General features: G+C 46.3%; 14 protein-coding genes. 12 read left to right on the forward strand and 2 right to left on the reverse strand.

Annotated features, from left to right (window positions below; all coding sequences use genetic code 11):
- Nucleotides 1-15: 15 nt before the first annotated feature.
- Genes wtpB through wtpC form a run of 4 tightly spaced genes read left to right on the forward strand, consistent with a single transcriptional unit; the run spans nt 16 to nt 3,628 of the window.
- Entirely contained in the window at nt 16-762 is a 747-nt protein-coding gene (wtpB, locus tag P8X24_RS03845; protein WP_372914127.1) for a tungstate ABC transporter permease WtpB, read from the forward strand.
- A gap of 33 nt (nt 763-795) precedes the next feature.
- The gene (locus P8X24_RS03850; RefSeq protein ID WP_372914128.1) at nt 796-1,872 is read left to right on the forward strand and encodes an AAA family ATPase; all 1,077 of its coding nucleotides are present in this window, start codon (nt 796-798) and stop codon (nt 1,870-1,872) included.
- Between the two features lie 3 nt (nt 1,873-1,875).
- Nucleotides 1,876-2,589 carry a DUF3226 domain-containing protein gene (locus tag P8X24_RS03855; RefSeq protein WP_372914129.1) on the forward strand — a complete coding sequence of 238 codons (714 nt, stop codon included), beginning with the start codon at nt 1,876-1,878 and terminating at the stop codon, nt 2,587-2,589.
- 4 nt (nt 2,590-2,593) lie between these two features.
- Nucleotides 2,594-3,628, forward strand: a complete 1,035-nt coding sequence (gene wtpC, locus P8X24_RS03860; RefSeq protein WP_372914130.1) for a tungstate ABC transporter ATP-binding protein WtpC — start codon at nt 2,594-2,596, stop codon at nt 3,626-3,628.
- Here wtpC and P8X24_RS03865 read toward each other — a convergent pair.
- Nucleotides 3,600-4,091 (reverse strand): biotin transporter BioY, encoded by a 492-nt coding sequence (locus P8X24_RS03865; protein WP_372914131.1) that lies wholly within the window; start codon nt 4,089-4,091, stop codon nt 3,600-3,602. The genes wtpC and P8X24_RS03865 overlap by 29 nt on opposite strands.
- 48 nt (nt 4,092-4,139) lie before the next feature.
- Here P8X24_RS03865 and P8X24_RS03870 point away from each other — a divergent pair, with 48 nt between their 5' ends.
- Nucleotides 4,140-4,832, forward strand: a complete 693-nt coding sequence (locus P8X24_RS03870; RefSeq protein WP_372914132.1) for a biotin operon repressor — start codon at nt 4,140-4,142, stop codon at nt 4,830-4,832.
- On the opposite strand, the gene P8X24_RS03875 is transcribed toward P8X24_RS03870, so the two are convergent.
- Complete coding sequence (locus P8X24_RS03875; protein WP_372914133.1) at nt 4,792-5,331, reverse strand: RNA 2'-phosphotransferase; 540 nt, start codon at nt 5,329-5,331, stop codon at nt 4,792-4,794. The genes P8X24_RS03870 and P8X24_RS03875 overlap by 41 nt on opposite strands.
- A gap of 139 nt (nt 5,332-5,470) precedes the next feature.
- Here P8X24_RS03875 and cas6 point away from each other — a divergent pair, with 139 nt between their 5' ends.
- Genes cas6 through csx1 form a run of 7 tightly spaced genes read left to right on the forward strand, consistent with a single transcriptional unit; the run spans nt 5,471 to nt 13,019 of the window.
- Nucleotides 5,471-6,187: a CRISPR-associated endoribonuclease Cas6 gene (gene cas6, locus P8X24_RS03880; RefSeq protein WP_372914134.1), complete on the forward strand. Its 717-nt coding sequence runs from the start codon at nt 5,471-5,473 to the stop codon at nt 6,185-6,187.
- A 4-nt stretch (nt 6,188-6,191) separates the two neighbouring features.
- Nucleotides 6,192-8,450, forward strand: coding sequence for a type III-A CRISPR-associated protein Cas10/Csm1 (gene cas10, locus P8X24_RS03885; protein ID WP_372914135.1), 2,259 nt, complete (start codon nt 6,192-6,194; stop codon nt 8,448-8,450).
- A gap of 4 nt (nt 8,451-8,454) precedes the next feature.
- Nucleotides 8,455-8,931: a type III-A CRISPR-associated protein Csm2 gene (gene csm2, locus P8X24_RS03890; protein ID WP_372914136.1), complete on the forward strand. Its 477-nt coding sequence runs from the start codon at nt 8,455-8,457 to the stop codon at nt 8,929-8,931.
- Nucleotides 8,928-9,791: a type III-A CRISPR-associated RAMP protein Csm3 gene (csm3, locus tag P8X24_RS03895; protein ID WP_372914137.1), complete on the forward strand. Its 864-nt coding sequence runs from the start codon at nt 8,928-8,930 to the stop codon at nt 9,789-9,791. The genes csm2 and csm3 overlap by 4 nt, the downstream gene beginning before the upstream one ends.
- 5 nt (nt 9,792-9,796) lie before the next feature.
- Nucleotides 9,797-10,654: a type III-A CRISPR-associated RAMP protein Csm4 gene (gene csm4, locus P8X24_RS03900; protein WP_372914138.1), complete on the forward strand. Its 858-nt coding sequence runs from the start codon at nt 9,797-9,799 to the stop codon at nt 10,652-10,654.
- Nucleotides 10,651-11,805: a type III-A CRISPR-associated RAMP protein Csm5 gene (gene csm5, locus P8X24_RS03905; protein WP_372914139.1), complete on the forward strand. Its 1,155-nt coding sequence runs from the start codon at nt 10,651-10,653 to the stop codon at nt 11,803-11,805. Before csm4 ends, csm5 begins: the two co-directional genes overlap by 4 nt.
- Entirely contained in the window at nt 11,802-13,019 is a 1,218-nt protein-coding gene (csx1, locus tag P8X24_RS03910; RefSeq protein ID WP_372914140.1) for a CRISPR-associated CARF protein Csx1, read from the forward strand. Before csm5 ends, csx1 begins: the two co-directional genes overlap by 4 nt.
- Nucleotide 13,020: the final 1 nt, after the last annotated feature.

Genomic DNA, 13,020 nt, shown 5'->3' on the forward strand with positions numbered 1-13,020 from the left:
AAGATTTCAAGAGAGATGAGGAGGGACTACACCATTTACTTCTTCGCGGCAATCGGGAGCTTCCTAATAGTCTTCATAGCCCTCCCGCTAATTGTGATATTTGCAGAGCAAGCTTATGACTACAAGATGCTTATAAAGACCCTCTACGATCCCCTCGTCTTAGATGCCCTAAAGAATTCGGTTCTAACTGCTACAGCTACAGCGATCTTGTCCGTCCTGTTTGGCGTCCCCCTAGGTTACGTGCTGGCGAGGAAGGATTTCAGGGGCAAAAGCCTAGTGCAGGCCATAGTTGACGTCCCCATCGTGATTCCCCACTCGGTCGTTGGTATAATGCTCCTCACGACTTTCTCCACCGCAATTCTGGACAGCTATAAGGGAATAGTTGCTGCTATGCTGTTTGTTTCCGCTCCCTTCGCGATAAATGCCGCGAGGGATGGATTCTTGGCTGTGGACGAGAAGCTCGAGCAGGTAGCGAGAACTTTGGGTGCCTCTCAGCTCAGGGCCTTCTTTTCGGTGACGCTCCCAATAGCGTTTCCCTCGATAGCCAGTGGAGCGATAATGGCGTGGGCTAGGGCTATAAGCGAGGTCGGTGCAATTTTGATAGTTGCTTACTATCCAAAGACGGCCCAGATTTTGGTGATGGAGTACTTCAACAACTATGGCCTAAGGGCTTCAAGGCCGATCTCGGTGATACTGATCGCGATGAGCCTTACGATATTCGTTATCCTGAGGTGGCTGGTTGGGAGAAAAATTAAATTATAAAAAGGAGTTCTTCCCTATGAGGTAGAGATAGGCATGATAACATCTCTCCACATTAAGAATTTTAGGGGCATCTCAGAATTACGTCTCACCGATTTAGGCCAGGTTAACGTTATCGTAGGAAGAAATAATGTTGGAAAATCATCTATTCTTGAAGCAATTTCAATTGCCTTAGGAGCCGTAAATCAGGATACAGCGGTACTGAAGGAAATTCTAAATCGGGTGTTAAAGTGGAGGGGATGGTTAAAACGTGCATCGGTGTACTCTTTGTTTAATACCCCTTCGACCCCAATAGAGTTAACATTCGTTACCAACAATACTCCCTTTTCCGCGAGATTTATGTACCCCAGCTATCTCCCGCAGGCCATTGAAAAAGAATTTGGTATCAAATTTGACAGCGAAACCCTCAAGAACATGCTTTCAGAATCTGTTGAGATTGTACCGGTTCAGATTAAAGCAGGTTCATTTAGCCGTGGAGCTTTGATTTTAATTTCAGAGAATGGGGCAATAACAATAACAACATCTAATGATGAATTGTACCCAATCGAATTTCCTGTTGAGTTTGTAACACCTTACGATATGAACACGCCTGGGTTCATTGAAGAAGTTTTTTCAAAGGCGTTTAAGGTCAAGTCCTATTATAAGGCACTTGAAATTATCCAAGAGGCATATCCAGAAGTCGAGGGGCTTAGCCCTGTTCCCGAAGATGGAAGCGTTCTAATGTATGTAGACATAAAACATGTCCCCAAAAGCATCCCCTACTATAGTATGGGGGATGGATTCAAGTTCCTCTCTATGATAGCATTTCTCGTCTCTTCAACAAAAAATGGATACCTCTTGATAGATTCTGCCGAAGCATTCCACCATCCAAGATCACTCGAAGTAATGGTGAGGGCTTTAATAAAGGGAGCAAAAGAAAATAACGTTCAAGTTTTTTTAACAACCCATAGCCTTGAGTTTATTGATACGATTCTAGAATATGGAATAGAAGAGGGTGTCAATGGGAGGATCATTTATATAAAGCAGGAAAAGGGGGAACTCGTGCACAGTATAGAGACATTTGAAAACGCCAAAGAGCTCAGAGAGATTCTCGGAATTGATTTAAGGGGATGAATTATGGAGGTTAATGTATTATTGGTGGAGGGCCAGACAGACAGGACCGTCTTTGAAACTCTGATAGAAAAGATCTACGGCTTCAGGAAAGAGAAAGTCGAGATTGAGGGGCTCGGAAAAACGGGGCTTAATTTAACATATGTAACATTCAAGAAAGATAATACTGTTATAGTCCTGGTAAACGCTCAAGACAAATACAGAATGAAGGACGTCCTTAGAAATGTGCTCTCATGGGCCAATTTCCACAAAGTAAAACTCCATAGAATTGGCTTGTTGAGGGATATGGACACAAATCTTGATATAATAGGGTGGGCCAAGAGTTCTCTTAGACAATTTCACCCAATTGTGAAAGGAACTTCTCTATGGATTAATGACACCGAAATTATACCTTTCGGCCTTGGTAATGTTGAGAGTGAGAACCCAGTTATCGAGAAAAAGAGAGAGCTTGAACTACTGCTCACACTACTTGCAGAAAAAGAGAGCACGCTATCAAGGTTCCAGCGTTCTTTAAATCAGCTTAAAGAAGACACTGGGAGAAGACTCAAGCCTAAAGATATTATGCATGTTCTCGCGATTGCAAAGGAATACGATGGAGACTCAATGTCAGGACTCTACAGAAGACTCATTGAAGACATACTCAGAAGAAATCCTAAGGTCATTGAAGAGTTTCTTAAAGAAACTGGACTAAGAGAGTTTTTAGATAAAATAACCGGGTGATCCAATGCTCAAGGTTGAAGGGGTCAGTAAGGACTGGAAGGAGTTTAAGCTGAGGGATGTGACATTTGACGTTAAAGAGAAGGAGCACTTCATAATCCTGGGCCCCAGCGGGGCCGGAAAGACCGTTCTCTTGGAGATAATTGCCGGAATAATTGAGCCTGACAAAGGTAAAATCTACCTAAATGGAGAGGATATAACTGATTATCCCCCAGAAAAGAGGGGTTTAGCCTACATCCCGCAGAACTACGCGTTATTTCCCAACATGACCGTTTACGATAATATAGCCTTCGGGCTTAAGATAAGGAAAACTCCAAAGGCCGAGATCGAGAAGAAGGTAAGGGAGATAGCGGAAGTCCTTGGGATTAAGCATTTACTTCACAGGAAACCCAAGACCCTTAGCGGGGGGGAACAGCAGAGGGTGGCAATTGCCAGGGCCTTGGTAATTGAGCCCGAGCTCATCCTCATGGACGAGCCCTTCGCAAACCTTGACGTTCAGACCAGGAGTAGGCTTATCAGGGAGATGAAGAGGTGGAGGAAGGAGCTCGGGTTTACTGCTTTACACGTCACCCACTCGTTCGAGGAGGCGGTGAGCTTAGGGGACAGGGTTGGGGTCATGCTCAGCGGAAGGCTGGTTCAAGTTGGGGAGGTGAGTGAGGTATTCTCGAGGCCCAAGAGCGAGGAGGTAGCTAGGTTCCTGGGGTTTGAGAACATAATAGAGGGAGAAGCCAATGGAAGGTTCCTCGAAGTCGATGGGATAAGGATAGAGCTACCCAGGGAAGCCCAGGGGAGGATAAGGATTGGTGTAAGGCCAGAAGACATAATCCTATCCCTAAGCCCGATAAGATCCTCTGCAAGAAACGAGTTCAGGGGAGCCGTCGAGGGAGTTGAAGACCTTGGGGCCCTCGTTAGGGTGACGGTTAACGTTCAGGGCGTTAGGTTTAGGGCTTTCATAACGAGATCATCCCTTGTGGAGATGGGAATAGAAGAGGGGAAGGAAGTTTACGTAAGCTTCAAGGCTTCAGCCGTTCATATCTTCTAGCAACCACAAGTGCCAATGCAACCTTCGCCAAGTCCGGGGCTATAAAGGGAAGAACACCGAGCTTCAATGCCTTCTCAGGACCTAGGAACCTCGAGAGCCAGGCCCACCCCATGATATAAATTACTGCAAGGCCCAAGTATGCAGTTAGGATTCTTAATCTCCCCCTTCCGAGGCCGGCTATCCCAGAGGCTATGGGAAAGGCAAGTATATAACCCCCAGTTGGCCCAATAACTACGGCAAGTCCTCCCTTCATTCCCGCGAATACTGGAAGTCCCAGGGCACCTAAGAGGTCGTAGAGGGCTATGCTGATGAATCCAAGTCTCGCCCCGAGGATAAGACCTGCCAAGATGACGAAGAAAACTTGCATCGTGAAGGGTACCGGACCAAGGGGAATTCTGATTTGAGCTCCTATTGCAGTTAAAGCCACGAAAAGGCCAGTTAATGCAACCTCTTTAGCATTCATGGTTTCCACTTAGGTTAACCTTTTATATGAATTAGGTTAACGAAGCTCGTGAGGTGCATCAAACCTGAACTTAAGGCCCACATTCTCAGGATGCTTAGGGAAGGTGCCGTTTCTGGGGAGAGGATAGCTAGAGAGCTAGGAATGTCGAGGGTTGCTGTGTGGAAGCACATCAAAACCTTGAGCTCAGTGGGATACGTAATCGAGACCACGGCCCAGGGATATCGGCTAATCAAATCTCCGGATTTTCCCTTTCCATGGGAGATCGGTGTTAACTTCCTGTACTGCAGGAAAGCTAAATCCACCATGGACATCGTCTGGAGATCCAAGTACGAGGGTGCAATAGCGGAAGAGCAGACCGGGGGAAGGGGGAGTAGAGGGAGGTGGATATCTCCCAGAGGAGGTCTCTACTTCTCGGTGAGAGCTCCAGGCTTGATCGATGTCAACGAGGTAGGGAATGTAATAGCCAATGCCCTCGGAAAGTACGCGGATGTTGAGAATGAAGGCGGAAAGCTCTATGTAGACGGAAGGAAGATTGGCGGGATAATCCTTGAGGTTAGGGGGAGCAATTATAACCTAAAAGCGGTTCTAGGGGTTGGAATTAACGTCAACAATCCAGTGCCTCCTGGGGCCACTAGTTTAATGCTCGAAATTGGGGAAAAGGTTAGTTTGAGGGAGGTTGGGGAGATCGTTATTAAACCGGTCATAGAACACCTGAAATGCACTCGGGAGGAACGTGCCTGACAATCCTAACCTTCCTTCCTGCCTTGTATATCTTCAGTCCCTTATCCCTAAGGCAATCGCAGTCAATAAGCAAGACAACGACGTCATTCCCGTGCCTCCTTCCCGTGGAGTAGGCATCATCATAGGTAACGCTTAAATGAACGAACTGCCTCTTCATGGGCTTAATTCCTTCCCTCATTATCGACTTAAGGTTCCTCCTTGGGGTGCCGTGAAAGAGGACTTTCGATTCTTTGTCCTCCTCATGGTTCAATACTACGGGATAGCTGTGCCCGTACCTCGCCCTTATCCTGCTCCCCCTTATCTCATACCTACCCTTCTCGTCCTTCTCGACGATCTCTCTTATGGTTTCCTCCGTGACCCAAGGATAATGGGTTCTAATTGCCCTAACTAGATCTCCGAGTTCGACAAATCCCTCTTCATCTGGATTAAGGCCAAAATCCCACGGGCCGTGCCTGAGGATGTAGGCCATCAGCTTGCTGACCCTAACCCTGTCCTTCACACTTTTGAGTTTCCCGTAGGAAATTATTTGCTTTGCGTCGAAAATTTTACGTTCCGAAAACTATTTAATCTAAAATGGTAATTAGAAAGACTTTTAATATTTCAAGTCGTTTTATATATGCCCCAGAATGGTGATTAGTATGAGGTTAAAGGTTTCATTTTTGCCCTTAAATGGGATGACTGGATTCCGAGAAAACAAGCATGCAGTTCAAGGGTTCATCTATGCAATGCTCAAAGACTCGGAATATGGGCTGAGGCATGATGAAAAGAGGTTCAAGTTTTTCACGTTCTCTGATATCTTCAAAGATTCGAGAGGATTCTACACGCTCCTCATATCTTCTCCAGACAAGGGATTCATAAACACCCTGTATGGAAACTTAAAGGATAGGGAAATTATATACATAGGAAAGGACGAGTTTAGGTTAGTTGAAGTCAAGAAGTTCAGGCTTAAACTGAAGAGGGCGTTTCAGACTGGTTCTCCGGTCGTAATATACAAGGACTCGAGGAAGAACGAGTATTTTAAGTTGCACGAGCACAGGGATCTGAGGTTCTTCCTCAACAGGCTTAAAGAAAACGCTGAGAAGAAGTTTAACGCTTTCTACAATGAAGAATTCCACTTAGAAGGCCCGATATTTGATAGATTAATACCGAAGCTGAGGAGGAATGGGAAGCTAGACGTCTACGTTAAGGTCGTGAAGAATGGAATTCCATTCCCAGTCATAGGGAGCAACTGGGAGTTGCTCGAGAAGGAGAGGATAAAACCCGGGGAGAGGAAGTTCTACGAGTTCATTATGGATTGTGGCTTAGGGGAGAAGAACTCCCTGGGTTTTGGATTTTTGAATCCGATTAGGGGGTGATTCAGTGGATATAAAAGAACTGATAGCCTTAGGAGGACTTTTTCACGACATAGGCAAGCCGGTTCAGAGAGCTCACCTCTACAGCGGAGATCATTCGATCCAAGGTTACAGGTTTCTACTTGATCTCGCAAGGGAGACCGGAGTCAAGGAGTATGAAACACTTGCATTATTCGCTAGGTACCATCATAGGAAGTACATGGAGGAAGTGGAAAAGCTCAAGATACCTGATGACGTTAAGGTGGCCCTTTATTTGGTGTACATAGCCGACAATATATCCTCTAGAGAGAGGGAAGATGAGAGAAGTGGGTATGATGTCAGAAGACCTCTAAAATCAGTATTCAACAGAGATCTAAGCTATCCTCTCTATCAGCTCAGCCTGGAGAGATTACCCATTCCAGGGACAGTAGAGAGGATAGGAAGCGAGGAGTACAGGAGAATAGTCGAAGCACTTAAGGGAGACATGAAGAGGGTAGAACCAAGGACTGACAAGGTGATGCCAATTCTGGAGAAGCATCTAACATTCGTTAGTTCTGTTACAACGGAAAACAACGTTATTTCCCTATACGACCACTTAAAAATGACTTCAGCGATTGCCTTAGCTTTATATAACGCTGGTTGCAGGCCAAGAAGCGTTGGAGAAGCTGAGAAGTGCATGAAAGAAAAGAACCTCCTTCTAATAGAGGGGGACTTTTCCGGAATTCAGGACTTCATATATTCGGTGAGCGGCAAGGGGACGCTTAAGTACCTCAGGGCGAGGAGCGCCTATTTGGAGCTCATAGGGTGGGACATAGTGCTGAAGATTATTAAGGATCTAAACCTGACGCTTGCTAACATCGTCTTCAACGCTGGCGGGCACTTCATGATAGTTGCTCAAAACACCAAGGATGCGAGGAATAAGCTTGAGGATATAAGGAGAAAGGTGACGACATGGCTTTGGAAGAGCTTTGAGGGGAAACTGTACATAGGGATTGACTGGGAGGAGTGCAGTGGAGAAGAGTTAATGAAGGACTTTAAGGAAGTCAGGGGAAGGCTGAAGAAGAAAGTTACGATAAGGAAGTTGAAGAGATTCGAGTTCGTTGACGGCGTTTTCTCAATTGGAAAGGCAGAAAAATTAGAGGAGTGCCAGATCTGTGGGGTTGAAGTTCCAGAGGAGGAGCTAAAGGAATTGGAGTTTAAAGACGGAGAGGTAGCAAAAGTCTGTAAAACCTGCCACGCTCTCTGGTTCCTGGGAGAGAGGCTAATAAAGATGGAAAAGGGCCTCGTTCTCACAGACAAAATAACCGGAGAAGGAATTCCAGGACCTTTCTCGGAGTTTCTACCATATGAGGGGCAACTGCAGGGGAAGTACCTCCTGCTGAAGAACACGTTCAACCCTCCCAGGACGGACATGGTTTTCGTCCCTTACGTAGTCGCCGACTACTATAGGGAGAAAGAGGGGAGGGTAATAAACTTCAATGAGCTCGCGGAAGAGTCAATGGGAGCAAAGAGGATCGGAGTTATAAAGGGGGACGTTGATAAACTAGGAGAGTACTTCGCCAACAGAAGGTCAATATCAGAGTACTCCACCGCTTCAAGGTTCATGGACTACTTCTTCAAGTTCTACTTAAAGGGAGTAATTCGGGGGTACTACTCCGATATCATTGGCGAAGTTCCCTCGCTAAGTGAATGGAAGGAGAATCCAAATGTAGTCGTCGTGTACGCCGGTGGTGACGACTTCTTCATAGTGGGGAGCTGGAACGAGATTTTTGAGCTTGCTTTTAGGATAAGGGAGGCCTTCAGAAGGTATACGGGAGGAGGCCTAACCATTTCAATGGCCCTGGGCTACTTCCACCCGAAGACACCGATATACAGGATCGCGGATGTCATGACGGAGAGGTTAGAGAAGGCTAAAGACGAGGGAAGAGACGCCATCTACGTAATCGAGAGAACAGGATGGAGAATCTCCTATCCCTGGGAGATTTACATGGACTTTTGGAGAGAGATTGGGAGGAAAGTGTACAGTGATGGCAGGTTAACCGAGAAGTTCGGGGATAAGAAAGGGCTACTCCACAAGGTACTCGAGCTCAGGGAACTCTATGTTAGGGATCCCAGGGATGTGAGATGGGCCTATCTCCTCGCATATCACCTCTCTAGGCATGAGGTCGAGGAAGTGTTTAGGAGGATCCTGGGTATAGATTCCAAAGCATTAGAGGAGGGGAAGCCTCAGCCGATTTATTGGGTTGATGGGATATTGAAAGTTATTCTCATGGCCGTTAGGGGGTGATCCTGTGGATCCTTTTGTTGTTAAGAACCAGTTGAGGATGGACAAAAATTACTGGAGCAAGGTAGAGCCAAAGGTTAAGGAGATAGCAAGAAAGGCTGAAAACTTCCAAGACTGGAAGCCAGGAGAAGTCCTTGACTATGCGATAACAATAGCATCATACCTAGTTTCGAAGGATCTCAGAACCAACCAGATAAGAAAGATACTCGAAATGGTGAGGAACGTCGAGTTGAAAGTAAAGACCGGAAGGGATGAAGACATAAGAGACGATGTGGTGAGAATAAGGCTTCTTTTGGCGTACACGGTAGGGAGGTCTCAGAAAAATACCAAGGAGGCATTGGAGCACTTGTATATGGTTCTGGAACCAATACTGAAAAAGATGAGTGAAGACAATAATTTCGCGGTCAATAATTTTGGCAAGTTTTTCGATTTCCTCCAAGCAATAGTCGCTTATCATAGGTTTTTAGGGGGGAAGGAGAAATGAACAGGGAATTTTATGGTAAGGTCATTATAGAGGGAGAGATCGAGGCTCTCACGGGTCTTCACATAGGGGCGCAGAGGGATACCTCCGAGATAGGTGGAATTGACAATCCAGTTATAAAGGATCCGCACACCGGACTGCCATACATCCCAGGTTCCTCCCTGAAAGGGAGGCTTAGGTCACTTTTCGAGATCTACGTCAACTCGAAACTCGATGAGCTTAAGGATCAGTACAAAGGACTAAAGAATTACATGAAAGGTAGTTGCAGGGAAATAGGGAAAGAGAACTGTGGGAGGTTTTTCAACAGAGAACTGCATAACGTCTGGATCCACGTTTGCAACACATACGAGGAAGCAAGGAACTGTCCAGTCTGTAGGCTGTTTGGAGCGAGCGGAAAGGAGAGTAACTTCCCCTCTAGGGTAATAGTTAGGGATGCCTTCCTAACGGAGGAGTGGAAGGAGAAGTGGAGGAAGGGAGAGGAGATTACTGAGGCAAAGATGGAGGTTGGAATAGACAGGATTACATCCCAGGCTAACCCCAGGACTACAGAAAGGGTTGTCGCTGGAGCAAAGTTCAACTTTGAGATCATCTACACGGTCGAAGATCTAAACGAGGTGGAAGACGATCTAAGACATCTCCTTATGTCAATGCTTCTCCTAGAGGACAGCTACCTTGGAGGTTCTGGAAGCAGAGGTTACGGTAAGGTCAAGTTCCACATCAAGAGGATAGCGTTCAAGCCCAGAGAGTTCTACGAGACCGGCGATGAAGGGAAAATAAAATCCACTAAACAGTACAAGAGCGTCCAAGAGTTGCTGAACAACATAAACGATGTTGTAAGCCTGATAAAACCCCAAGGGGGCTAGATGTTGTGGGCAAGTACTTAGCAATTAAGATGATTCCCAAGGGGCCCATCAGGGAAATCCCGAAGGCCACCACACTCTTCGGAGCGATAGCCAACGCCGTAAGAGAGATCTACGGGAGTGATGAAACGGAAAAGTTCATAAGAGAGTTCAGCGAGAAAGCTAAGATTTCCTCAGCTTTTCCCTACTTGGGAGAGGAATACTTCCTTCCTTTTCCCCTGAACGCCGAAGCAAGCCTATATGAGATCTTCAAGGGGGACATCTCAAAGATCAAGGAGGCAAGAGAGAAGCCTTACATACCCTTAGACGCATTTGAGAAGGCCATAAGGCTCCAAGAATTCACGGTAAAGGATCTCCCCTACAAGAAGGTGGAGATACCAAAGGTTTCGCTAGACAGGGTTTCCCAAGACTCTTCAATTTACTTCTGGGATGCAGTCGTATTCAAGGAAAATGGTGGCCTCTACTTCCTCTATGACGGGCCAAAAGATATCTTCGAGAAGTACATAGTGCCCGCAATGAACTTCCTGGGGGATCATGGGATTGGAGGGAAGAGAACCTGGGGCTACGGATTGTTCGTTCCAGAAATAACGGAAGTCTACATAGACGAGCCCCAAGGAAACGCCTTCGTCACTTTATCCCCGATGTACCCGAGGAATGAGAACTCCCTGATCCTGTGGAAGGTCGAGAAGATCGGAGGATGGAGCTGGGGGAGGAGGAAGCCAAAGGTGCCAATGGTTCTGGAGGGATCCGTGATCAGAGACGATCCAGGAAAGATGATCGAGCTTGATCTAGGCCTTCCGTTTAAGGTTTATGTGAACGGAAAGGCCTTCCCAGTTAGGACCGAAGCCCCGGGGGATGCTTTATGAACGTTCTAACTCCGCTCCACGTAGGAAATGGAAACGAGCTCACTCCAGTAGACTTCTATCCTCGGGAGAATGAAATACTTGTCTTGGACGTCGAAAGGCTAGTAGATGATCTGCAGAAGCTTGGGGCAGACATAGAGGAAATTCTCGGCATGATTAGAAACCCAGCCGAAGACCTCTACGTGTGGAAAAAGTTCCTCACAGAGTACAAGATAAATCCAGAGCAGTACGCCAAGTACAAGCTTAAGGTGAGGGGAAAGATAGGGAAGATGAGCTCAAGGATAAGGGAATTCATAAAGGAAAGTGGAAAGCCCTACATTCCCGGGAGCTCAATAAAGGGAGCAATTAGGACGGCTGTAATGTATGAGATTCTCAAAGAATGTGGAGATACCGTTACGGTAGTAGAGGCCCTAAAAGAAGGAACAAGGATAGCAGGAAAGGATCCAATAGCAATACAGGGGCTCATAAGGAGCATAGAACACCCTGCAAACCACGATATTCTTGATTACTACATCCACTACATCAACATGGAGATTAAGAGAGCCCTCCAAAGGAGAAAGAAGGTAAACCTGAAGACCGTTGACGACCTTTTAGAGGCAATAGTGTTCGGCTTCGATATTGGAAGGGGTGGAATAAGACACGAGCCAAAGAGAGATCCTACGAGAGCTTTGATCGTTAGAGATTCATCGAAGATACCCCTCAATAACCTAGCCGTTTACGAGGTCAGGGTTATCGGAGCAGATGTAAACATTCCAGTGTGGGTAGAGGCATTAGAGCCCAATACAAGATTTAATGTGGAAATAATTTTTGACAAGGAGTTGGCCGAGAGGAACTCGGACTACTTCAACGGTCTATTGTGGCACTGCAAGGGGAAGGAACTTGAGGAGTTCATATGGAAGGCCGTTGAGGATTTCTATCGAGAACTTGCCAAAATCGATGGAATTAGGGGATCAAACCTACTGAGGATAGGTTGGGGCAAGGGCTGGATATCAAACACGATAGGCCTCCTATTAAAGAGGAAAGGCCAGAAATGGGAGCAGGTGAGGAGAAAACTAGGGCTTGGGAGGAAACCAGGAGGAAAAGGAATCTCTTCCATGTTCCCTAAGACAAGGAGGATTGCTAATGGAATGCCCATGGGATGGGTTGAGATATGAAGCTCCTAATTTCCCCCTGGGGAAACTTCAGAAGCTGGAATGAGGTAGAATATATCTTCAACGGCAAAAGTAGAAGATCAAAATCACCAATACTTCTCCTTTATGATATTATTGAGCCGGATAAAACAATCGTGATACTCCCAAACACTCTCGCAAGCGATCTCGAGAGGGCAGACAAAGAGGTTGAAGGAGAGGCAAAAGAGTTTTTAAAGGAGCTTGGAGTCAGCGCCGAGGTGCTAGTAATCCCAGGAACAGGGAAGTTCCCAAACGGAGAATTCCTAGGCCATCCAACGGATGCCTACTACTACCTAACCTACGGGCTCTCCCAGGAAATTCCCGTGGAAGACTTGGAGGTTCACCTGGACATAACCCACGGCCTGAACTACCTAACTTTCTTCACTCAGAGAGCCTTAGAGGACATCCTGGGGATACTGGCCATAGGAAAAACGGTGAAAATGACAGTCTACAACACGGATCCCTTCGTTAAAGGAGTTGAGAGGTTAGGAGTAAACGTGATAGAAGAGAGGAACATCATGGAGAGACCAGTGAACGAGAAGGTTGGAAAAAGGGTGCTCGAAAACTACTCCCTTGACAGTACTGAGTTCGGAAAGATAATGGCCAAGTTTAAGGTTAACTCGACGAGGCTAAACCTCTGGGCTTCTTCAATTTTGCTTGGATTGCCCCTACTCCTAGCAACCACCTACCCAGACCGAGCTGAGGTACTCCAAATCCTAGATGAGGCCCTCCGTGAGTTTAGGGAAAACATTGAAGTTCAAGGCAACATTCTTGAAAGGAAAATAGGTTTAGGAAAAGACTTTGCGACGCTATCTAAACTTGCTTTCCAGATTGAAGTCATTAATGATCTCCTTAGGGATATGGATCTGCCCAAGGAAGAGTTATCCGCCGATGAGCTTTTTGAAATAGCGGAGAGGGTGTTCAAGGGTAGGATTAGGGAGTCAACAAAAGTCGAAGTGAACAGGATAGTAAGGAAAGTTGGAGATGTAAAGGAGTGGACTAAGCTAAGGACGCTCTTCCCGAATGCAACTCCCCAGGTAGACCCCAGGAACTTCTTGGCCCACGCTGGCCTCGAAGCTAACCTTGTAGAGGTAAAGAGAGAGGGAGACGTGCTTTTTAGATATACCAAGGATCATGTTCTCTATGGAGGAAAAATGAAAGATCCATGGAGGGTTATATCGGAGATTTTGGGTGGTTAAA

Source organism: Pyrococcus kukulkanii (assembly GCF_041647995.1).
Classification (GTDB): domain Archaea; phylum Methanobacteriota_B; class Thermococci; order Thermococcales; family Thermococcaceae; genus Pyrococcus.